Below are 21,505 nucleotides of genomic sequence, written 5' to 3' on the forward strand. Positions count from 1 at the left end.
CCTCAGCCCCGTACACCGGGTGGGTCAAAGTTCAACGCGCAGCCTGGGTCAGTTTTAAGTGCGCGCCAACACCCCGGTGGGTTGAAAGTGGAAAAAGCGTCAGGCGGCACTGATCGAGGGCTTTGGGCCAATCGGCGCAGGCTGACGGAAGAAAAATCGAGGGACATGGCCGCGTGGACGCATGTCCCTCATGGGCAGTGAACAAAAAGACGGTGGTATGCCGCAGACCGGCTCACCAACCGCTGTAGTTCACCAACAGATCGGCGATGACCTTGCGGCGTTGCAGATCGAGACCATCGAAGTCCGACAGTCCTTGGAAGTGGCAGCGCTTGAGCATGGCACCGCCCTCGCGCGCGTTGTAGAAGCTGAACATGGCGGACAGGAACATGCGTTCCCCGCTGCTCAGGACGCCGAGTGCGTCGTTGGCACGCAGCATGTCGGGACGCAGATCCCACTTGCTCTTTGCCTGGTTCAGGCCTTCGCGCGTGCCGTCGCCAAACCATTGCGGGCCTGCGATCTCGACGCCGCGCTTCCAGACCTCGAAGAAGGCTTGGGGCGCGGCGGCGAAATGCTGCTCTTCCCGCATGATCTGATCGACGACTTCCTGGGGCAAAAGCTGGTTCATGACGTGGTTCCTCCAGTTGGATCAGGGTGTGGCGAGCTGGGACCCGCCGCCTCTTTCGAGGGCACGTTGAGCCGCGGCATAGCTGCGGAAGTACTGGCAGGATTCCCGCGAAACGGGACCTTCTGTATCGCGCGTGCCGATGTAGTGGCCGGCGGCGCTATGCAGGATTTCGAGCGGCAGGAACTTGCCGCAATGGATCAAGGCCAACTGGCCGAAAGAGGCTTGCTGGGACATGGACGGGCTCCTTGGAAAAAGCGGGGCCTCGTCCCTCACGGGATGGCAGCTCCCGCACGCGGTTGAGAAAAAAGCATCGGCGTCACGGGTGACGCGCGTCCGCAGACTCGATGCGATGGCGGACTGGCGGGTAGCGCGGAAAGAATCCGCGGCAGCCTGGAAACTCTGGCTGCTGGCATGGTGCTGACGAATCAGCGACACATGCGGGCAGCTTCATGCGCGAGGCGAGCCGCGTCAGCCGGAAATCGGCATTTGCAACAGCCCCGATTGGCGAACGCGGAAAAAAGAAAGCCCCGCAATAAGTGCGGGGCTGTCAGGAGGATGAGGCGAAACTGGGTCAGCGAGGCCTGTCGCCCAGTACATGCTGCTTCCACAGGGCGAATGCCTCGTCCGGTCCCAGCTCTGCGAGGATGACGATGGGCTGGCCCCGACGGGCACGCAGCGATGCGAAATACGCTGGCCGGTCGGCGATGGCGTTGAGCTTGATGCCCTTTAGGAACAGCAACTGGCGGGGGCGAACTTTGGTGGTAACGCAGGCATGATTGCGCTTGTTTGGGGCAAAAGGGCCAGCGAAGCGGGCGGACACGGCCAGAAAACCGCGACGAACTACTTGTACTTGCCAGGCGAGGCGAACGGGTGACATCAGCATATCGCTATGCGGTAAAGAAGACCGTCCTAAAGCTTGCAGGATCCCGGCATAGCTTCATCATCACCTCTCCGTGACGGCTCATTGGAACGAAAAAGGCCAGCATCGCCGTGATGGACTTTCATAATTGCCAGGTCAACTGGCTTGCGTGCTGTTTATTCACAGCAAGGCATTGCGACGTCGTTGCAGCAATCGCCGCCATCGCAACAGGGCGTTGCAGCAAAAGCGGCGGTGGGCGCTAGCATGAGGGCCAAGCCGCGGCCGCTCATGCTGGGGGCCGTTCTCTTCAGATTGGTGTCCTGCACCGTGTGCATTGCGAATTTCCGGATCGTCCCAATGTCACTGGGACTCCTTTGTGGCGGCCGGGTTCTCCACGCTCATGAACGACTGGGCCACCAGCGCGATCGCCCCGCCCACGATGGCCATGTCAGCGATGTTGAAGGCGGGCCAGTGCCAGCCGTGCAGGTGAAAGTCGATGTAGTCGATAACGTGCCCGCGCGTGGCGCGGTCGAACGCGTTGCCCAATGCGCCGCCCAGAATGAGGCTGTACGAAAGGCCTTCCGTTTTGCGCAGCGGCCGGGAGAGCAGCCATGCGAGCCATGCCGATATTGCGAACGCGATCGCCAGAAAAAACCACCGCTGCCAGCCGCCCGCGCCAGCAAGGAAGCTGAACGCCGCGCCGGGATTGAGAGCGTGAACTAGGTTGAAGAATGACGCCACCTCGTGCGACCAACCCAAGGGAGTTGTCGCGTCAATGTAGCTCTTAGCTGCCTGATCGCCGGCGAATATAACGATCGCGAGTGAGTACCACTGCGTCTTGCGAAGAGATGGTTCATCCATTGTTCATGCCGCCTTGAACTTCAGGAGGCGCAGCCCATTGACGACAACCAAAAGACTTGCCCCCATGTCAGCGAACACAGCCATCCACATGGTGGCATGCCCTGTGAACGTCAACGCAAGGAACACCGCCTTGATGCCAAGGGCCAGAACGATGTTCTGCGTGAGGATCGCCGCAGTGCTACGCGACAGCCGGATGAAGGCGGGGATCTTGCGCAGGTCGTCGTCCATCAGGGCGACGTCGGCTGTTTCGATCGCGGTGTCGGTGCCGGCCGCGCCCATGGCGAAGCCGATGTCGGCACGGGCGAGCGCGGGCGAATCGTTGATGCCGTCGCCCACCATGCCCACCTGGCCCTCGCCGCCGACCAGGCTTTCGATGGTCTTGAGCTTGTCTTCGGGCAGTTGGTCACCACGGGCTTCAGAGATTCCGACCTGGGCAGCGATGGCCGCGGCCGTGTGCTGGTTGTCCCCCGTCAGCATCAGCGTGCGCACACCCAGCGCCTGCAGGTCGGCCACCGCCTCACGGCTGGTTTCCTTCACGGTGTCGGCCACTGCAAAAATGCCGAGCACGGTCGCATCGTCCATCAGCAGGATCGCTGTCTTGCCTTGGCGCTCCAGGGTCTCCAGCCGAGCCTGGAGCGTCGCTTCGCTCAGGCCCAGCTCCTGGGCGAGCCTGTGGTTGCCCATGTGCAACATGCGCCCGGCGACGCGGCCGCGCACGCCGCGGCCAGGCAGCGCCGCGAAGTCGTCGACCTCGTGCAGCGCGATGCCGTCACGGTTCGCCTTGCGGGCGATGGCCTGAGACACAGGATGGTCCGAGCGTGCCGCGAGGCTTGCGGCCCAGGCGGCAACTTCCTGCGCCTCGCCGATCAGCGGCACGAAGTCGGTCTGCTCGGGCTTGCCATGTGTGAGTGTGCCGGTCTTGTCCAGGGCCAACGCCTTGAGCTTGCGCCCGCCCTCCAGGTAGACGCCACCCTTGATCAGGATGCCGCGTCGGGCGGCAGCGGCCAAGCCGCTGACGATGGTGACCGGCGTGGAGATGACCAGAGCGCAGGGGCAGGCGATCACCAGCAGTACCAGGGCCTTGTAGACCCAGTCAAACCATGCGCCGCCGAAGGCGAGCGGCGGCACGACGGCAACCAGCACGGACACCGCGAACACCGCCGGCGTGTAGACGCGGGCGAACTGGTCGACGAAGCGCTGCGTGGGCGCACGGCTGCCCTGCGCGGACTCCACGGCATGGATGATGCGCGCGAGCGTCGAGTCGCTGGCGCCTGCGGTCACCTTGTATTCGAAAGAGCCGGTCTCATTGATGGTTCCGGCGAAGACCTGGTCACCTTCGGCCTTCTCGACGGGCAGGCTCTCGCCGGTGATGGGCGCCTGGTTGATGGCCGATCGACCCGAGGTGATCAGGCCGTCCAGTGCGATGCGCTCGCCAGGACGCACGCGGACCACCGCGCCCTTTGCGACCTCCTTGGCCGGCAGCTCTGTCCATGAGCCATCGGCCTGCCGCACGGTCGCGGTCTCGGGCGCCAAGTCCATCAGCCCCCGAATGGCGTTGCGGGCGCGGTCCAGCGACTTCGCCTCGATCACTTCCGCCAACGCGAACAGGAACATGACCATGGCGGCCTCCGGCCAGTGGCCGATCGCCATGCCGCCGGTGACCGCGATGGCCATCAGGGCGTTCATGTTCAGGTTGAGGTTCTTCAGCGCGATCCAGCCCTTCTTGTAGGTGCTGAGGCCGCCGGTGAAGATCGAAACCAGTGCCAGCACGATCACGGCCCAATGATTGCCGTCGTTGACCCAGTACACGCCTTCGGCGGCCACCGCCGCAACGCCCGAAACCGCCATCGGCCACCAATTGGTCTTGTGCGCGGCCACCGGGGCATCGCGCGGCTCATCAGTCCTCTGGACCTCGGCTTCCATGCCCAGCGATTCGATGGCTTCGACTGCCGGCTTGATCGCGTCGGGTGTGTGCCGAACCGTGAGCGTGCGCTGCATCAGGTTGAAATCCATTCCCTGCACGCCCGGCATGCCTTGCAGCTTGCCGCGGATCAGACTTTCCTCGGTCGGACAGTCCATCTTCGCGATGCGAAGTACCGTGGTGGCTGTCTGCATGTCCTGCCGCGCAGCCTGCATTCCAATGGAAGCAAGCGCCTTCTCGATCGGCGCTGAGGTCGCCAGCGTGTGCTGGACTCCCAGCACACGCTGCATCAGATTGAAGTCGAGCGCGGTCACACCCGGCAGCTTGCCCAGCCGGTCGCGGATCAGCGCTTCTTCCGTCGGGCAATCCATGTTCTCGATCCGGTACGTCACCCGCTCGCCGATCGGCGGCGCGGAAACGGCAGCGGTTGGTTGCTGCTGCAGGGCCGAGGATGGGATCACAGCCGCGGCTTCGATCGGCCCCGTGTGGCCGAAGGTCTGCTCCTTGGCGCGCATGCCGATCGAGGCCAGGACCTGCTCCATCTGCGCGCGTGCCTGAGCGAGGTGTTTCACCGACAGGGTGCGCTCAGCGAGGTCGAAGTCGAGGTCCTGAATTCCCTCGACTGCCCCGAGGTGCGAGCGGATGAGTTTCTCCTCGCTCGGGCAGTCCATGTTCTCGATGCGGTAGGTGGTCGACACGGCGGCGTCTCGGACAGCCTGAGCCTTCATGCCCACCGAATTCAGCGCTTGCTCCAAGGCATCGGCCGAGACTTCGCGGTGCGAAATGGTCAACAAACGCTGCGGAAGATCGAACAGGAGCCGCTCGACACCGGGCATGCCCTCCAGCGTTCGCCGCACCAGTGCTTCCTCATTGCGGCAATCCATGTTGCTCACGTGGAAAACGGTGGTTTCAGTGCTGGCCTGCTCACTGGCGCACGCCGTCTGTTGGCCATTGCCGCCGGAGCAGGCGCATGGGCTGGAAGGTTCTTTGTTCATAGATCGCTCTTCATTGACAAGGTTTTCCCCGGATGCCATCATTAGAAAACCTCTAGTAGATATAGAGTCAAGTTTTTTATAGGAAGCAACCATGATGCGGATCGGTGAACTGGGCAAGAAGGCAGATTGCTTGGTGCAGACCGTGCGCTTTTACGAGTCAGAAGGCTTGCTGCCCGAGCCTGCACGTAGCGAGGGCAACTTCAGGCTCTATGACGAAGTCCATTTGCAGCGCTTGCTGTTCATCCGCCGCTGCCGGGCGAAGGACATGACGCTGGATGAGATCCGTCAACTGCTGAACTTACGGGATCGGCCAGAGTTGGGCTGCGGCGAGGTGAACGCGCTGGTCGACGCTCATATCGCGCAAGTGCGGACCAAGATGAAGGAATTGCGCGCCTTGGAGCGCGAGTTAATGGATCTGCGACGCTCCTGCGATAGCGCCCGAACCTCGCGCGAGTGCGGCATTCTCAACAGCTTGGCCGAGCCCGCCTGAAGCTCGAGCGTGTCATCGGTGCTGGAAGTGATCGGGTCCAGTTCTGAGAGCCACGTGCCGCGCTCCATCATGCGAAAGCGCGCGGTTCTGACGTTTTGAGACGGCGTGCGACCGAGGGCGTGGCCCACAGGAGCCAGCGCGAGCCGGACGACCTGCGCGCCGCAATCTCCGCCACTTTACGGGTTCTCCAGGCCAGACCGAGCATCGCGGCGTGGCTGCGCAGGTGCAGGTGCAGGCCAAGGTAGCAGTGCGCCACGACGCGGCCCGACTCATGGGCACGCCACGCAACTCGCGATCGCTTCGCAAGAAGCCGCAAGGCCCGACTCGCGCAAGAATGCGACGTGGGCAAGATCGTATAGCCAGCAGCGCAAGCGTTTGCCGCTGCTGGCCGGCTCCGGAAGGGATAGACAAGCTGCGGGCCGTAGTCCATTGGAAAGTCCATCTTTCTTGAGTGTCACTCTTTGGCGCCCAGCGTGTGCTTTTGCGACCGGAAAGCGCTGAACAAGTGGCCCCCGGGCATCCAGAAATCGCCGTAGTTGACTTGGGCGTCTTCGTGCTCACGCTTGTGATGCCAGCGATGGGCTTCAGCCACCCCGATCAACAATCCCAACGGCCCGACCCGGTATCCCAGATTGGAGTGCTGGAAGGCCAGATGCACGACCAAGAAGCCGAGCCATGCGCCGACGGCCAACCACAGCTTGGAACGCCGCTACTGGCTCAACGGGGAGTGGAAAGGCCGCCCGCCCTCTAGCAAGGCGGCACAAGCGAGCGCGACGATCACTGTGAGTAGCTCCGTCGGAAAAGACGGCCGGCCGGTCGCGAGCTCGCCGAAGAGCACAACCGCAGTGGCGCCACGGATCAGTGGATAGCAGCCATACCGGATGACAGTCGCAATGAAGGGGGCGCATTGGTGCTCATCTGTTCTGTCCTAAAGCTCTGACTGGATTGGAAAACCTTCTAGCTACGGTAGAGTCAAGGGCGTCCGGGAAGACCCTGTGGCAAGTTCGTTGCATCTGCGCCTTGACTCTCCAGCCGCTACAGGCTTCAGCATCCATCGATTTGGAAGGAACAATGCATGGCTGAAAACCACAGAAATCACGAAAACGACGAGTTGGGCCGCCTAGATGCGAGCGATGCGAAGGACCGAAAGATTCTTCTGACTGTGTTGCTGATCAACCTGACGCAGTCCGCCGCCGGCATTGCCCTTGGCATCTGGGCTGGCTCTACGGCGCTGATGGGCGCCGGGTTGGACAACCTCGCCGATGCGTCGGTCTATGCGGTTAGCCTGTATGCCGTCGGTCGTGCGGCAACGGTCAAGGTGGGCGCGGCCCGCTTGTCGGGTTTCTTGCTAATCGGCCTGGCCGCGCTGCTGCTGTTGGAAGTCCTACGCCGCTTCGCTGGAGGGGAAGAGCCTGTCGGCCCAGCCATGATGGCCATGGCCGCGCTGAACGCGGCTTTGAACCTAGTGTGCCTCAGACTACTGCGCCGCCATCGCGGGGAAGATGTGAACTTCAAGGCGTCAGCGATCTTTACCAGCAACGACTCCATCGTCAATGGTGCGATTGTGCTGTCCGGGGTGCTGGTGATGGGGTTCGGGTCGAACATCCCGGATCTGGTGCTGGGCGTCATCGTGGCCGCAATCGCAGCGAATGGGGGGCGGGAAATCCTGCGCGAAGCATCGGAAACAGCTCGCCGTAAGGCGGGCACATAAGGCATGTTTTCGCCCAGTTCATCCCGAGGTTTACCTCTGCAAAAGAGGTAGTCCAGCCTTTGGGCTACGGCCTCGGCTGCAGCCGAGCGTACCATTGGCGATGGCCGCGCGATAGGCGGGCATGCCGTTCTCGACCTCCGTCTGCCGTACAGCAGCGGTGCGCAAGGTTGAGGGTGCATGTCGTCTCTCCTGTTCGTGTGGCCCAGGCCAATGGCCGGGCCGGGACGTTGATGGGCAGGAGAATGGCGCCGAAGGCCCAACGGCCTTCGGCTCGGGAGAAAAGAGGAACCACCCGTGGGCTGATTGGCAGGCCCGGTCGTCGCTAGAACCGTCTGCTCATCAAGCAATCACACCCGGCCCATGTCGTGGCTGGGGCCGGCATCGTCTGGCGCACATCCGCGCACAAAGGGAGCCCGTTTTTGCACCGGCGGGCACCGGCACCGATTACCGCTGACCACGAAGGGTCTCCCGGTGGCTCGTGCAGCCTGGCAAGCCACCGGGAGACCCTTCGCAGAGGGCGGAAGAAACGCAGATCAACAGAACGCGCGTGGTGCGGCTCGCAGAGAAGCTACCTTCAGGTCCCGCGGCCGGGGACGGCTGGGCGGGACGCGCACACGGATCAAGAAGGCGTTGCGCGCTGGGCGTCCCGCAGGGCATGCGGCGGAGTGCGGGACAGGGGCCACGCCGCCGAAGGCGGGCACGGCTCACGGGGAACGGGGTCGGTCAGGAGCCTTTGCGGCCGCTACGGCGCGGGCGCGAGGCGCCGCGCTTGGAGCTGCCGGATTCGACTGGCAGCGTGCCTTTGCAGTCCGGGTAGCGGCTGCACGACCAGAACGGGCCGCTCTTGCCGCTGCGCTGGCGCGTGGGTGCGCCGCACTGCGGGCATGCCGGCCCTTGGGGAACCTTGATGGACAGGGAGGCGCTGCCGTACTGCGCAATCAACTGCGAAATCCACGCGGCCTGCTTGCCGATGAACACGTCCAGGGTGAGCTGTCCGGCCTCGATCATGTCGAGCGCCTGTTCCCAGACGGCGGTGGTGCCAGGGTCGGCAATCGCCGCAGGCACGGCATCGATCAAAGTGAAAGCCGCATCCGAGGCGCGGATGGCGCGCCCCTTCTTCACGAGGTAGCCGCGAGCGATCAGGCCGCCGATGATGTTGGCCCGCGTCGCTTCGGTGCCGATGCCAACCGTATCCTTGAGCTTCTGCTTCAGGCGGGGATCGGACACCAGCTTGGCGACGCCTTTCATGGACTTGACCAACTCGCCTTGCGTGTACGGTTTGGGCGGCAGCGTCTTGAGTGCCTTGAGATCGACGTCGGCCACCTGGCATGCCAGGCCCTCATACAGTTTCGGCAGCGCGGGCAGCACCTGGGCGCGGACCGCAGTATCGCCCTCGCCATCACCGTCTTCGGCCTGCGGCTCGGCGAGCACCTGGCGCCAACCCGGGATGACAACCTGCTTGCCCGTGGCCGCCAGGTTCTGCCCCCCGCACGAAAACTTGGCCACAGTGCGGTCGAACTCGTGGTGAGGGAGGAACTGCGCCAGGTAATGCGACCGGATGAGCCTGTACACGGCCAGTTCCTTCTCGCTCATGGCGGAGAGCTTCGCCGGTTCGAGCGTCGGGATGATGCCGTGGTGCGCCGTGACCTTGCCATCGTTCCAGGCGCGCGAGCGCTGCGAGCGGTCGAGCTGGCCCATGATCGAGCGCAGCGAGGGATCGGTCTTGAGCAGGCTGTCGAGAACGGTGGGCACTTCGGCAAACATGCTCTCGGGCAGGTAGCCGGAGTCCGAGCGGGGGTACGTCGTGGCCTTGTGCGTCTCGTACAGGGCTTGGGCAATCTCCAAGGTTTCCTGCACGTCCAGCCCAAGCTGCTTGGAACACACTTCCTGCAAGGTGCCCAGGTCGAACGGCAGCGGCGGGCCTTCGCGGACACGCTCAGTCTCCACCGACACGACGTGGGCACTGCCCGCAGCGCGGATCTGCTGCATGGTCTGCTGTGCGACCGGCTGCCGCAGGCAGCGGCCTGCGTCGTCGGTGCACGCATCGGGTGGAACCCATTGCGCGGCGAAAGTCGAACCGCCTGCGAACAGGGACACGGCGATGGCCCAGTATGGTACGGACACGAAGCGCGCGATCTCGCGGTCGCGGTCCACAACGAGCTTGAGCGTCGGGGTCTGTACGCGGCCGACCGACAGCACGCCGTCGTAACCCGCCTGTCGCCCCAGCACCGTGAACAGCCGGCTCAGGTTCATGCCCACGAGCCAATCCGCACGGGAGCGCGCCAGCGCCGAGTGGTACATCGAAAGCGTCTCGGCCGAAGGCCGCAGCTTGCCCAGTGCCGCCCGAATGGACGCATCGTTGAGCGCCGACAGCCACAGGCGTTCGATGGGGCCGCGGTAGCCGCAAAGCTCCACGATCTCGCGGGCGATCAATTCGCCCTCGCGGTCGGCATCGGTGGCGATAACCAGGTGAGTCGCCTTCGCCAAGAGCGCCTTGACGACCTTGAATTGCGTGGCGGTCTTCGGTTTGACCTCGACCCGCCAGTGCTGGGGAATGATGGGCAACTGCTCAACGGACCATCGTTTGAGCTGCTCGTCGTAGGCCTCGGGCGGCGCCGCCTCCACGAGATGGCCGATGCACCAGGTGACCGTGACGCCGGAACCGTTGAGGCAGCCTTCACCGCGCTGCGTGGCGCCGAGAATCCGGCCAATGTCTTTGCCCTGGGAGGGCTTCTCGCACAAGAACAGCCGCATATCCGTCCATCCCGATTCCTGTTGTTCATGGAGTTGCTGGGATCGAGGATGCCGAGCGCAGCCCCTGGCAGCAGCAAACAAGCCGCATGCGGCAGCGACCGCTTTCACGCCGATGAAATGGCGAGTGCGGGGAAGGTGCGTGGCCGGAAGTGTGCGGGCCGAGAGCCGCGATTTCCGGGAGCGCGCGTGGAACTCGGTGGACGTTGGTGGAGCTATCCCCTGGGGATAATTCGCAGCGCATGGAGGGCGGCGAAGCACTGCGGCAGCCGCCCTCCATGCCCGATCACTTCCTGCGCTTGGTCTCTTTCGGCGCCGTCGATTCCTGGGTGGCCTGGGGCTTCGGCTCTGCCTCCTGTGGCTTCGGGCTGAGGGCCACAGACTCGATGCGGTACGGCAGGATGCCGACACTGCGCGCGTTGACCTGCCAAGTCTCACGCGGCTGATCTTCGTTGTCCGTCCAGGGGTCGCGCTCCATGCGGCCGACGACCAGCACCCGCATGCCCTTCTGGTAGAGCTGCTGCCAGCGGTCGGCGTCGTGGTGCCAGAGTTCCACCGGCGCCCAGAAGCCGCCGCGGTCCTCGAACTCGCCGCCCTTGGTGGGGACGGGGTTGTCGAAGTACACGTTCAGCCGGAGCAACCGGCGAGGATCGTCGTTGCCATTGGGGAATTCGCGGTACTCGGGAGGCGATCCGATGTTGCCCTCGCCGATGAATTGTGTGCTCATGTTGGAATCTCCGTGGTGGTTGAAATACCCGTGCCTCGTTGGGCTCGGGCGCGTGCTCGGATGGCAGGCGCAATCACCGATCGCGCACTGCGGCAGGAACGGACGCGAGCCGGCGCAGGTAGGTGTTGTCCGCCTGCGCGGCCTTGCTGGCGCATTCCTGTGCTTGCCTGCCCAGGGTGTGCAGCAGGCTGATCTGCATGTTCAGCATGACGCGCTGCAGTTCGATCTCGTGCAGGTCGTGCAGCAGGTTGACCGGCGTGCTGGGGCTCGCCATCAGCTCCTGCCACAACGCCACGCCCATGGCCGATCGATCGTGCTTGCGCCAGCGAAGAAAGGTCGTGCCTGCGCCAGTGGTCTGCTGGGCCAGCTCGACGGGAAGCAGGTGGAAGGGATGCCCGCACGCCTGTGGCAGCACCTGTCGCTGCGCCAGGGCAATCAACTCGTCGCGCATGGCGAAGCACTGGCTGGCCCAGGCCTCGAAGTCCCCTTTACCTTTAAAAGGCTTTAAAAGGCCTTTTAGAGAGGCCGCGTGTTCCAGCCGCATGAAGGCTGGCTGTTCCAGACGACGGAAGTAGCGCGGTTCGCGGTTCGGGTCGCTCATGCCGGTTCGTCCTCGCCGGCGGCTGTGGACTTGGCCTCGGCCGAATCGGCGGCAGCGCCTTCGTCGGTGGGAGATGCGGCTGCGGCAGCGCTATCACCACGCTGTTGCAGACCACGGCGCACGACGGGCGGCGCAAACTTCGAGCGGCGCATGCCTTCGAGCACGTCCTGCGGCAGTTCGCCGAACTTCTCCAATGCTGCCCGAGCTGCGGCGTTCTTGGCCGCGAAGTCGTCGCGGGTGCAGCCCGAGTAGCGGTATTGCTGGGCCAGGCTGAACAGGCTGCGCAGCGCGTGGGCACCTTCGTTGAGCCAGCGCTCCAACGTCGAGCGATCGATCAGCGCGGTGTGGTGGGCGAGGATCAGCTTGCGCGCGATGTCGTCGTAGTCGGCCAGGAGATAGACGGCGGCAAAGCCCAACTGCGCATTGACGAACAGCGGAAGCTTGACGGGCTGCACGTTGAGGTTCTCGCCCAGGGTCAACGCGGCGGGCACGCCGGCCAGGGCCTGGTCCACCTGGTCGCGCAGCGTCTGCAGCGTGGTCCTGGTCTGGTCGAGCTTGTCTTCGATGCGAAGCATCCACCAGTCGCTGTATGGGTCGTCCTGCTCCGAGCCGCGCTTCATCTTGTTCATGACGGCGATGTAGCCGTTCAGGCCGACGATGCCCGGTCGCCCCTCGGCGGCGGCGCGGCCATGCCAGATGCGCGAGGCGTGGTGGGTGTGCAGCGTCAGCGACATCGCGCTGCGCAGGGAGCCGAGGTTGAGTTGCAATGGTTCGTTGCTGGTTGCCATGGTGATCGCTCGCTGGTGGACAGGGAGCCGCCAGCATCCGCATGCAGCGGAAGGCAGTCAGTCAACAAACCGAAATGAGCCGACCCCCGGTTCTGTGCGCGCTGGCGGCGCAGCGCGCAACGGTCCCCTGGGGACCGCTCCGCAGATGGGCACTCACATCGGCGTTCCCGTCCTCGGTTGTTGACGGTATGCGTGCTGCACCGCACGTCGCGCTGCCGTTCGACACGATCCTTCGCCGCGCAGCCGTCCCCAGGGGACCGTTCCGTTGAGCGCCATGGAGGTCTGCTTCATGGTCTTGCATGCGCTCTACTCAGGTTTTGCGCAGCATGTCGCGCCGTCGCCCGGCGCTTCACCGCACAGCCGTCCCCAGGGGACCGTTTCTGCCGACCGCCATGGAGATCTACTTCACGGCTTTGACAAGCCCTGTGCTCAGGATTTGCGCAGCAGATCGCGCAGGCGCTCGATGTGCTGCCGGGCCACCTCGGGCGGCACGACGTTGCGCGGCGGCTCGGTTGGTGGCGCTCGCGCCGCCGATGGTGTTGGCGGTGCCGGGCCGGTCTGCTTGGCCCAGGCATTGAACTCGCCGCGCATGGCGCGCTGGATGATGCCGAACAGATAACCGGCGGGGTTGCGGATGCCATGCTTGCCGCACCGTGCGGCCCATTCGTCCAGCACGGCCTGCCGCAGGGCAGCGTCCACCTGCTGCAACGCCATCTTGGCTCCGGCCTGCTGTTCCGCCTTCAGTTCCGCGAAGCGCTTGGGCCATTGCAGGTCGCCCAGCGCACGCGCCTGCGCGGTAGTACGTACTTCATCAATACGACTACTACGTACTGTACGGTCCTGCTTCGAATTCCGAAGAGCGCCGTCTGGCGCGGGTTTCGGCCCTGCTTCGGATTCCGAAGATGGGCGATCGCCATTCCGAAGAAGGCTCGCGGGCCCTTCTTCGGAATCGTGGACCGCATCCTCCTGTGGATAACTTTCGGAGGCGGTGATGCCCTGGTCGGCCAGGCGCTCGGCGAGCACTTGCAGCCGCGACGGCAAGGTGCGTCCGGACAGCATCGGGTCGTCCGCGATCTCCTGGAGGGTGTTGAGTCCCACCACCTGGACGGCCTTGGCCGAATGCCCCAGCGACTGGCTGACCAGGGCCAGGTAGTCGGCGTCGAGTTGCATCGCCTCGAACGGCGTCAGCGGTTCGTCGTGCAGGACGTAGAGGTTGCCGAGGATGCGACCGGTCTTGGGGTCGCGCCGTCGTCGCACGAGGCTCAGCCAGCGCGTCAGGCGCAGCAGCGTCAGCGCCCGCGCCACGGTCTCATGGGAGGCCTGGCCTGCGCAGGGCATCGACGCCAGCCAGGGGCGCAACTGCTCATAGGTGGGAAATGCCGTGACGCCATCGTCGTTGAGCATCAATCGGAACACCTGCCAGGCGTTGCGCTCCAGCGGTGTCAGGCGGCGGTCGAGGAACAGCCGCCGCGGCACGCTCTCGTGCCGATTGCCACTGAACAGGAAGGCGTCGCCGGACGTAGGAGGCGTGGGCGTTGGAGCAGGCAGGGACGCGGGAGCGCCAGAGCTGGACTTGGGCGCGAGGTCCTTCAGCGCAGCGTCGAACAGGTCGGCGAGTGCGATGGGGCCAGGGCGCTGGGCTCGTGGGGCGGTGTCGTCCACGGCCATGGCCTAGCCCAATCCCTGATCGACCCAGTTCCTGATCGCGGCCCAGACCACCGAGAGCGGCAGCGACATGCCCTCGGCCAGGTCCATGGCCGCATCGAGAATCGAGGTCTCGTCCTCCAGATCGACGTTCCTGCTGCTGGTCACGGCTTTCCATTGCCGCCACAGTTCGGTGTCCTGGGTCTCGTCCAGGACGGGGTGGCGCCCCTTGCGCTTGGGCAGGCCGAGGATCTCCCGCCGCAGGGCGACTTCCTGATGGGTCAGGCCATAGAAGCGGCTGACCATCTCCGTGCTGGCCCCCAGCCGCAGCATGCGATCGACCGTGGCGATTTCCTTCTCCACGTCCTGTGCCTGGTTGAGCAGGCGCTGCAGCACTTCGCGGTTGACCGTGACCGAGCACCACGAGACGCTGGCGTTGGCCAGCACGCTGATCAGCGCGGGGTGCTTGAGCGCATCCAGCTCGGCCTCGCCGAAGCCCATGGCCTTGCAGCGGCGCAGTTGGCCGTTGCGAAGGTCATACAGCGCCTGGGCAATCACGGCCTGGTTGAGCGGATGCGATGTGGACATGCGGCCTCCCTCGCTCACGTCCCGGGCGCCGTGGTGCCGGCTTCCAGGTCCAGCAGACGCCGGGCGAGGCGCAGCAGCCGAAAGAGCTTGACCAACGCCGTGTCGCTCAAGCGCCTTGCGCCGCTGCCATGGCCTTGGCTCTGGCCGTGCAACAGGGTCGGCAGGTCGGCGGCGAGCTGCGCGCCGTCCAGGCCCGCTTCGGCGACGGGCTGACCCGTCAGGGAAGTGAGCAGCGTCAGCACCGCGCGACCGAGCGGCGACGGGGCTTGGCCGCGGGCGCGGCACGCAAACCCGATGCCATCGGCGCGATCCTCGATGCACTCGTCCAGGCCTGCCTCCCCGGCGATCTCGCGCGCGAACTGCGCGATGTGGATGCGCAGCCGATCGGGCGTGTCCAGGCCGGCGTCGATGTACCAGACGTCGGAGATCGGATAGAGTCCGCCGGCTTGCACCGGGATGGACTGCAGCACGCTCGCCGAGAAGTCGGGCGGCAGCGCATCGCCCAACTGGTCGGCGACCATGCGCTGGATCGATTGGAGCCGTTCTGTCGTCGGTGCTGGCGAGACGATGTGCTCGCGAAGCAGATCGCCCGGTGCGGCCGGCTGGCTTCCCGTGGCCGCTTCGCCAACCGCCGTGTCGTCGTGGCGCAAGGTGGGCTCGGACGCCGGAGGGCTGGCGGGTGGAGGACCGGCCGCCGCTGCAGGCGTGGCGATGGACGATGCTGCGCCCGGCGGAGTCGGCGTGCCGGCGGTGGGCGAAGGCAACGCCGGCTGCGCCGCAGGTGGCGTCGGGTCACTGACCAGCGCCCGGTGGCGGCTTTCCGATTCGGTCAGGTCCAGCGCCAGCACGTCGTAGCCGATGCCCAGCAGCTCGGACATCTGGCCGATCAGCTCGTCTTGCACGCGCTGCGGCGCGAACTCGTCGCCCTGCGTGTCGAACTGCGCCAGCACCTCCTGAAAGAAACTGTCGAAGTCCAGCGGCAGCGAACGGTCCTTGGCGTAGTGCTCCCAGGTGCGTTTGCAGGCCGTGCGCATGACCGACAGCCGCTCGACCTGGTGGCGCCCCAGGCCGCCATAGAGCACAGTGGGAATGGCGGGCAGCAGGTAGCGCACCGCGTCGGCCATGCGGGTGATGTGCGACCGCTGGACGGGGAAGCCATCGGCCGCCAGGCGGCGGGCCAGTTCCGACTGGCTCAGGGCGGCGCCGCTCTCCTGCTCGTAGAACTCCCGTGCTTTCTCGACGCCGAGCGCGCGCTCGATGAACGTGAGGCCGCCGCGCAGTTCGTTCTCGGCAAGATGCCCGGTCAGCGCGACGATTTCACCGCGCTCCGGCCATGGTCGGAACAGGCACGATATGCGGAAGAAGCGTTCTTCCTTGGTCTCCGACCAGAGTTCGCGCAGGATCGCCAGTCGCGTGTTGCCGCCGTTGCGGATGATGTAGTGGTCCTCGCCGGGCCTGCGCGTGATGGCCGGCGCCGCGTCCAGGCCGCGCTCGCGGATGGATGCCTTGATTTCCTCGTAAGCCGGGTTGCGCTTCATGCGCGGGTCATGGTCGTAGGGCCGCAACTGGTCCAGCGTCACGACCATGGGCGTGTCCGCGATCGGGTCGCTCAAGGCCGTAGCCGCTGGGCCGCTGCGCTCGAAGCCGGCCGCGAGCAGCTTGCCTGCCATGTCCTGCGAGGTCATGTCAGCCATGGCCGCACCCCTCGCAGTCCCCACGACCGCCGGCCGGCGCCATGCGGGCCTCTCGCTCGGCGCGGCGGATCTGCGCACGGGCGTTCAATTCGGCCCGGTGGTCACTCGCTGTCGAACTCGTGTAGATCGCCGCGCAGCCGGCCTTGGTGAACTTGAGGTGCCCGCCCGGCGTGCGCTTGACGTGCCAGCCCTCACCGACCGCGAACTCGATCAGGGCGCGCAGCCGCTTGTGGGCAACCTCGGCGTCCTCGGCCGCGCGCGTGCGCGCCGCCGTCAGTTCCACGAGCTCTTCGTCGTCCTGGTGATCGCGCCGCACCTGTTCGAGCAGCAAGGCGATCTGCTCGTCGGTCTGGCGCCGCTCGCGCAGCAGGCTGTCGAGCTGGGCTTTCTCCTGGCTTGCCGCCTGCTCACGTGCGCGGGCGTGGGCCGCCTGCTCCTCGAAGACCAGCCAGGGCTTCTCGCGTTCGTCGTCCGCATGCGAGCGGCGCAGGATGGCCAGACGATCCACCGTCGCCTCCAGCGCGGCGCGCGCTTCGCGCAGGCGCACCACTTCCGTGCGCGCCTGGCTGAGCGCCTCTTCCGTCTCGCGATACGCGCCACGCGGCTTGCCGCGCAGATCCAGCAGCAGCCCGCGCTCGGCCTCCACCCGCGTGAGGATCCGATCGCTCTCCTCGTTCGCGATCTCGCCCGAGAGCTTGGCCAAGGCTTCGCGCACGTGCGTGCCCGCGTGCTGCACCGGGGTTCGGTCACCACTGTCGCCCTGACGGATCCAGAGCAGCCCTGGCACACCCGCATGTTCGGGGCGACTCTGGCCGCGGCCTGGCAGCGCGAAGCCCAGCAGACGCGCCAGCGCCTCTTCGGCGGCCTCGCCTTCCAGGCGCTCGCCGCCCTCGACCTGAAGCTCGCAGCGCGCGCGATTGAGGAAGGTCTTGCGCAGGCGGTAGTCGCGCCCGTCCAGATGGAACTCGACTTCGACCGTGGGCTTGGCTCCAGCCACGCCATGGGGCGCGAAATCCGTGACGGTGCTGGTGCGATACCGCTCCAGGAACGCGGCCCGCACGGCGGCGGCCAGCGTGCTCTTGCCCGCCTCGTTGGGCCCGGTGATCAGGTTCAGGCCGGGCGCCAGTCCGGCCAGTTCGAATGTTGGCACAAATCGGCGGAATTCCGACAGGCGAAGCGTGCGCAAATGCATCATGCGCCCTCCCGCGCGAAGCCCACGAGCAGCCGCAGCGCCTCACGCGCTGCCGTCGCTTGCGCCGGATCGTCCTGCCGCGCCCGCAGTTCGGCAGCCACGTCGGCCAGATAGCCGCTCGAGCCGAAGGCGGCCACGTCGCTGTCGTCCGGCACGAGTTCGAGGGCCCGCGCATCCAGGCGCAACGCCCGCACGCGGCCTTGTGTCTCGCCCACCGCCGTCATCACCTGGGCGTGGGTGCCGCCGTTGACCTCGCCAGACAGTTTGAGCTGCACGACATCGTCCGCACCAAGGCCCGCGAGCTGATGCACAAGCGCGTCGGCATCGCCCGGCAGGTGGATCCTCGCCTCGACGGCGTGCCAGCGGTAGCGCCCCACGGCTCGCGGCGTGACATCAGGCGTCGCGCCGGGGCCGTCGATCTGCACCAGCAGCATCTGGCCCGGGGCATTCGCGCGGAAGCGGTCCGGCTCCGGGGTGCCCGCATACCAGGTGCGCGCGTCGATCTGCAGGCAGCCGTGCCAGTCGCCCAGGGCCAGATAGTCCAGCTGTGCTCGCGCGGCCCGGTCGGCCGCAATCGGGTTGGCGGAATCGATGGTGTCGGGCAGGTGACCGCTCACGCTGCCGTGGGCCAGACCGACGCGCACGCGTCCGGGCTCGCTCGCCAGGGCGTCGAACGCGGCGGTCACGTCGTCATAGGTGTGGCGTTGCGTGAGCGGCGCGGCGAGCACGGCGAGTCCGGCATCGGGCAGGTCGACCACGCCCGTCGCGGCTGGCAGATGCACATTGTGAGGGACACAGCCGAGCTGCTGCGCGCGCGTCCATACGCTCGCCGACAAGGCGGCATCGTGGTTGCCGGCGATCATGACCCAGGGGCCGGCGTAGGCGGACAAGGCGCCGAACAGCCGGCGCACTGTGCGGTCCGAGACCTCCTGCATGTCGAAGACGTCGCCCGCGACGAGCACCGCGTCCACCCGCTCCTGCGCGGCCTGCGCGGCAATGGCCTCGACGGCCGCCAGCCGTGCCTCCGCGAGCATCGCGGCGTCCTCGGGGTCGAATTGTCCGTACTGGCGGCCGATCTGCCAGTCAGCCGTGTGCAGGAATCGCACCATTGCCCGTCTGCCCTCTCTTGCGGCGCGTGGCTACGCGCCCGATCGGCGAGGATACCGCAGGTGCGTCGTAAGCCTAGGCTGTCACGCCCTTCAGACTGGCGAGCGCGCCGTCGAGCGCGCCGTGCAGTCGCACGACGTCGTCCGCCCCCAGGATCTCATGGAGCGTGCGTTGCGCCGCCTCCCAGAGCGGCACGGCCGACTCCCAGCGCTCGCGCCCTGCTGGCGTGATCGCCACCAGGCGACTGCGCGCGTCCTCGCCCGTCTCCATGCGCACCAGCCCCGCGGCCTCGAGCGGGCGCAGGTTGCGCGTCAACGTGGTGCGGTCCATGTCGAGCACCTCGGCCAGGCGCGTGAGCGGCGGACGATCGCGGCGCACGAGAGAACCCAGCAACGAGAACTGCGTGGAACGCAGCCCCACGGCAGCAAGGTGCGTGTCGTAATGCTGGCTCACCCGGCGCGACAAGCGGCGCAGGCGAAACGCCGTGCATCCCTGGGCGCGGGGTTCTACGGGGGACGGCTGCGTCATGTCGCGGCCTCTTGGCGAACGTCGATCACCTGCGTATAGTGCCATACGTGCATATGCACGTAACTGCAAGCTCTCGCCATCATGCTCTCTGCCATCGCGCGTCTCACGCTTCCCAATCTCGTGGCTTTCGCGGCCCTGCTGGTCATGTCGATGGTCGATGGCATCATCGCCGCGCGGCTGGGCGCCACCGCCCTGGCCGCCGTCGCGCTGGTGCTGCCCTTGCAGATGCTGCTGGGGCAGACGTCCAACGGCGCCTACGGCGCTGCGGTCGCCGGCATGATCGCCCGGGCCACTGGTGCGGCCGATCCCGTGCGCGCACGCAGCATCGCCTGGCACGCCTTCCTGACGGCCGTGGTCATCGGGCTGGTGTTCTGCGCGGCCGGGGTGGCTTTCGCACAGACGCTGCTCGCCGGGCTGGGTGGGCGCGAGGCCATCCTGGCCGAAGCCGTACGCTACGCGCTGCCCATCTTCGTCGGCTGCGTGGCGGTCTGGGTCAATGGCGCGCTCGGCGGCATCGCCCGCGGTCAGGGTCGCATGTGGCTGCCAGCCGTGTCGCTGGTGGCGGCCGCGGCCCTGCACGCGGTGCTCGCGCCCACGCTTGCCGCGCGCTGGGGCGTGGCCGGCATCGGCACGAGCTGGGTCGTGAGCTATGCGGCCAGCCTGGTGCCCCTGCTCATCGGCATCCACCGCACGCGCGTGCTCACGGGGCTTGCCCAGTTCCGCTGGCAGACAGACGTCGCCGGAATGATCCTGCGCATCGGCGTGCCTTCCATCGTGTCCGTGCTGCTCAGCAATCTCTGCGTGGCGCTGTCGATCCGGTTTGCGGCCGGCTATGGCCCTGACGTCCTGATCGGCTTTGGCATCGGCGCGCGGCTCGAGTATGTACTCGTGCCCGTCGCGTTCAGCATCGGCGTGTCGCTGGTGACGCTCGCCGGGCAAGCTCGCGGCGCTGGCGATCATGCCGGTGCTCGCCGCTTCGCACTCGCGGGCGTCATCGCCTCCGGCCTGCTCCTGGGCATCCTGGGCAGTACCGCAGCCATTTTCCCCAGCCTCTGGGTGCGCTGGTTCGACGCCTCGCCCGCGGCCACCGAGGTTGCCGCCAGCTACCTGCGTCACGTCGGCCCGTTCTACCTCTTCTTTGGCTTCGGCCTGACGGCGTTCTTCGCGTCCCAAGCGTTCGGCCGCATCGTGCCCGCGATGATCGGTGCCCTCACCCGAGCCGTGCTCGTGCTCGCCGGCGGCACGATCGCGCTGCAGCTGTCACCCGACCCGGTCGCGTTCTTCTATGCCGTCGCGATTGCCTTCATGGGTTATGGCCTCGTGAACCTCTACGCGATTCACACCGTATCCAAGCCGGCCGCCCCCGCGCCTGGCGCCGGCGTTCCCGCGCCAGCCGCCCGCTGACGGCTGGCGGCGATGGCCGCGAGGCAGGCCTGCGCATCGCCCACCACCAGCCGGGCCGCGCAGGCCAGCATGAGATTGACGGGAAGCCCGAAGTCCTCGACCAGATAGCCGTCGGTGTCGTGGACGGGCTGCCCCGGCGCGTCGGCGCCCTGCCCGAGTTGCGCCACGAGCGGACGGGCCTCGTCGGTGTAAGCCCATATCGGCTTGCCGAGCGCCGCGGCGTAACCGACCTCGAACGCCGTGCCGGAATCCGGCTCGTGCCCACGAAACGCATTCAGATTGGCCATGACGGCATCGGACGCCCGAATGCGCGCCACATTGGCTTCGAAGATCCAGCGGGCAGCGGCCGGGCCCGACAACCCTGGCGGCACGTCGCCATCGAGCGGATACCAGCCCGTGATGCCGTGCGCCGCGCACGCGGCCTTCAGGCGCTCGCCGTGCGCCTGCGCGTCGGTACGAAAGACGTCGAAACCGGCCAGGTAGAGGTTCATGGTAGGGCTCGCTGCCGTCAGTTCAGATGAAAAAAGGCCGCCCGCTCACGCGGCGCGGCCTTCGGGCCAGGCTGGCAGGATCAGGCAGTCTGCAGCTTGGCATCCATGGTGATCTCGGCGTTCAGCACGCGCGAGACCGGGCAGCCTTCCTTGGCCTTGCGCGCGATCGCGTCGAAATCCTGCTGGGTGGCCTTGGGGATCTTGGCCGTCACGTCCAGGTGCACCGCCGTAATCTCGAAACCCGCGCTCTTCTTGTCCAGCGTGACGGTGGCGCGCGTCTCGATGCGGTCCGCGGTGAAGCCCGCCTCGCCCAGCATCATTGACAAGGCCATCGAGAAGCAGCCGGCGTGAGCGGCACCGATGAGCTCTTCCGGATTGGTGCCGGCACCTTCGGTGAAGCGGGCATTGAAGCCGTAGGGAGCAGCCGACAGCGCACCGCTCTCCGTGGACACCGTACCCTTGCCTTGCTTGAGATCGCCTTCCCAGACGGCGGAGCCGAATTTCTTCATGAGATTCTCCCGATGAGTT

At 66.3% G+C, this 21,505-nt stretch carries 22 protein-coding genes and 1 pseudogene; 3 read left to right on the top strand and 20 right to left on the bottom strand.

Annotation, left to right across the window (positions count from 1 at the left end):
• Nucleotides 1–232: 232 nt before the first annotated feature.
• The 5 genes from IMZ29_RS05740 to IMZ29_RS05760 all read right to left on the bottom strand — a co-directional run bounded on the left by IMZ29_RS05740 (nucleotide 233) and on the right by IMZ29_RS05760 (nucleotide 5,261).
• Entirely contained in the window at nucleotides 233–625 is a 393-nt protein-coding gene (locus tag IMZ29_RS05740) for a hypothetical protein (protein WP_003098949.1), read from the bottom strand.
• A gap of 21 nt (nucleotides 626–646) precedes the next feature.
• Nucleotides 647–859: a hypothetical protein gene (locus IMZ29_RS05745; protein ID WP_073667573.1), complete on the bottom strand. Its 213-nt coding sequence runs from the start codon at nucleotides 857–859 to the stop codon at nucleotides 647–649.
• 337 nt (nucleotides 860–1,196) lie between these two features.
• Nucleotides 1,197–1,508, bottom strand: coding sequence for a hypothetical protein (locus tag IMZ29_RS05750; RefSeq protein WP_003108988.1), 312 nt, complete (start codon nucleotides 1,506–1,508; stop codon nucleotides 1,197–1,199).
• Between the two features lie 336 nt (nucleotides 1,509–1,844).
• Nucleotides 1,845–2,345, bottom strand: a complete 501-nt coding sequence (gene lspA / locus IMZ29_RS05755) for a signal peptidase II (protein ID WP_003098955.1) — start codon at nucleotides 2,343–2,345, stop codon at nucleotides 1,845–1,847.
• A 3-nt stretch (nucleotides 2,346–2,348) separates the two neighbouring features.
• Entirely contained in the window at nucleotides 2,349–5,261 is a 2,913-nt protein-coding gene (locus tag IMZ29_RS05760; protein ID WP_003098961.1) for a heavy metal translocating P-type ATPase, read from the bottom strand.
• A 91-nt stretch (nucleotides 5,262–5,352) separates the two neighbouring features.
• Between IMZ29_RS05760 and cadR the strand changes: the two genes are divergently transcribed.
• Nucleotides 5,353–5,751, top strand: coding sequence for a Cd(II)/Pb(II)-responsive transcriptional regulator (gene cadR / locus IMZ29_RS05765; protein ID WP_003098965.1), 399 nt, complete (start codon nucleotides 5,353–5,355; stop codon nucleotides 5,749–5,751).
• 67 nt (nucleotides 5,752–5,818) lie between these two features.
• Here the strand turns inward: cadR and IMZ29_RS22590 are convergent, their stop codons facing one another.
• Nucleotides 5,819–6,193 (bottom strand): DUF3703 domain-containing protein, encoded by a 375-nt coding sequence (locus IMZ29_RS22590; protein ID WP_055312603.1) that lies wholly within the window; start codon nucleotides 6,191–6,193, stop codon nucleotides 5,819–5,821.
• 12 nt (nucleotides 6,194–6,205) lie between these two features.
• Entirely contained in the window at nucleotides 6,206–6,415 is a 210-nt protein-coding gene (locus IMZ29_RS22595) for a sterol desaturase family protein (RefSeq protein WP_014747696.1), read from the bottom strand.
• 411 nt (nucleotides 6,416–6,826) lie between these two features.
• Between IMZ29_RS22595 and IMZ29_RS05775 the strand changes: the two genes are divergently transcribed.
• On the top strand, nucleotides 6,827–7,462 hold the full coding sequence (locus tag IMZ29_RS05775) for a cation efflux transmembrane domain-containing protein (RefSeq protein ID WP_003098972.1): 636 nt from the start codon (nucleotides 6,827–6,829) through the stop codon (nucleotides 7,460–7,462).
• Between the two features lie 723 nt (nucleotides 7,463–8,185).
• Here the strand turns inward: IMZ29_RS05775 and IMZ29_RS05780 are convergent.
• The 11 genes and pseudogenes from IMZ29_RS05780 to IMZ29_RS05825 all read right to left on the bottom strand — a co-directional run bounded on the left by IMZ29_RS05780 (nucleotide 8,186) and on the right by IMZ29_RS05825 (nucleotide 19,082).
• Nucleotides 8,186–10,216 carry a DNA topoisomerase III gene (locus IMZ29_RS05780; protein ID WP_003116834.1) on the bottom strand — a complete coding sequence of 677 codons (2,031 nt, stop codon included), beginning with the start codon at nucleotides 10,214–10,216 and terminating at the stop codon, nucleotides 8,186–8,188.
• Between the two features lie 283 nt (nucleotides 10,217–10,499).
• Entirely contained in the window at nucleotides 10,500–10,940 is a 441-nt protein-coding gene (locus IMZ29_RS05785; RefSeq protein WP_003098976.1) for a single-stranded DNA-binding protein, read from the bottom strand.
• Nucleotides 10,941–11,013: 73 nt separating this feature from the next.
• The gene (locus IMZ29_RS05790) at nucleotides 11,014–11,541 is read right to left on the bottom strand and encodes a DUF3158 family protein (RefSeq protein WP_003098978.1); all 528 of its coding nucleotides are present in this window, start codon (nucleotides 11,539–11,541) and stop codon (nucleotides 11,014–11,016) included.
• Nucleotides 11,538–12,329, bottom strand: a complete 792-nt coding sequence (locus IMZ29_RS05795) for a PFL_4669 family integrating conjugative element protein (RefSeq protein WP_003098981.1) — start codon at nucleotides 12,327–12,329, stop codon at nucleotides 11,538–11,540. Before IMZ29_RS05795 ends, IMZ29_RS05790 begins: the two co-directional genes overlap by 4 nt.
• A gap of 429 nt (nucleotides 12,330–12,758) precedes the next feature.
• Nucleotides 12,759–13,997 carry an STY4528 family pathogenicity island replication protein gene (locus tag IMZ29_RS05800; RefSeq protein ID WP_003116837.1) on the bottom strand — a complete coding sequence of 413 codons (1,239 nt, stop codon included), beginning with the start codon at nucleotides 13,995–13,997 and terminating at the stop codon, nucleotides 12,759–12,761.
• A 3-nt stretch (nucleotides 13,998–14,000) separates the two neighbouring features.
• Nucleotides 14,001–14,561: a DUF2857 domain-containing protein gene (locus IMZ29_RS05805; RefSeq protein WP_003090097.1), complete on the bottom strand. Its 561-nt coding sequence runs from the start codon at nucleotides 14,559–14,561 to the stop codon at nucleotides 14,001–14,003.
• Between the two features lie 14 nt (nucleotides 14,562–14,575).
• Complete coding sequence (locus IMZ29_RS05810) at nucleotides 14,576–16,255, bottom strand: ParB family protein (RefSeq protein ID WP_004350508.1); 1,680 nt, start codon at nucleotides 16,253–16,255, stop codon at nucleotides 14,576–14,578.
• A complete protein-coding gene (locus tag IMZ29_RS22600) occupies nucleotides 16,248–16,532 on the bottom strand; it encodes a hypothetical protein (RefSeq protein WP_253206903.1) in 285 nt (94 codons plus the stop codon). The genes IMZ29_RS05810 and IMZ29_RS22600 overlap by 8 nt, the downstream gene beginning before the upstream one ends.
• 324 nt (nucleotides 16,533–16,856) lie before the next feature.
• Nucleotides 16,857–17,450: pseudogene (locus tag IMZ29_RS23210) on the bottom strand (AAA family ATPase); the annotation flags it as partial.
• Nucleotides 17,447–18,556 (bottom strand): metallophosphoesterase family protein, encoded by a 1,110-nt coding sequence (locus IMZ29_RS05820; RefSeq protein ID WP_216181496.1) that lies wholly within the window; start codon nucleotides 18,554–18,556, stop codon nucleotides 17,447–17,449. The gene IMZ29_RS05820 and the pseudogene IMZ29_RS23210, both read right to left, overlap by 4 nt.
• A gap of 73 nt (nucleotides 18,557–18,629) precedes the next feature.
• On the bottom strand, nucleotides 18,630–19,082 hold the full coding sequence (locus IMZ29_RS05825; RefSeq protein ID WP_216181499.1) for a MarR family winged helix-turn-helix transcriptional regulator: 453 nt from the start codon (nucleotides 19,080–19,082) through the stop codon (nucleotides 18,630–18,632).
• Between the two features lie 81 nt (nucleotides 19,083–19,163).
• Between IMZ29_RS05825 and IMZ29_RS05830 the strand changes: the two genes are divergently transcribed.
• On the top strand, nucleotides 19,164–20,486 hold the full coding sequence (locus tag IMZ29_RS05830; protein ID WP_216181501.1) for an MATE family efflux transporter: 1,323 nt from the start codon (nucleotides 19,164–19,166) through the stop codon (nucleotides 20,484–20,486).
• On the opposite strand, the gene IMZ29_RS05835 is transcribed toward IMZ29_RS05830, so the two are convergent.
• Entirely contained in the window at nucleotides 20,420–20,977 is a 558-nt protein-coding gene (locus IMZ29_RS05835) for a nucleoside 2-deoxyribosyltransferase (RefSeq protein WP_216181503.1), read from the bottom strand. The genes IMZ29_RS05830 and IMZ29_RS05835 overlap by 67 nt on opposite strands.
• A gap of 80 nt (nucleotides 20,978–21,057) precedes the next feature.
• A complete protein-coding gene (locus tag IMZ29_RS05840) occupies nucleotides 21,058–21,486 on the bottom strand; it encodes an OsmC family protein (RefSeq protein WP_216181505.1) in 429 nt (142 codons plus the stop codon).
• Between the last annotated feature and the right edge of the window lie 19 nt (nucleotides 21,487–21,505).

The sequence above is a fragment of the Verticiella alkaliphila genome, from assembly GCF_018904615.1.
GTDB lineage: Bacteria > Pseudomonadota > Gammaproteobacteria > Burkholderiales > Burkholderiaceae_B > Verticiella > Verticiella alkaliphila.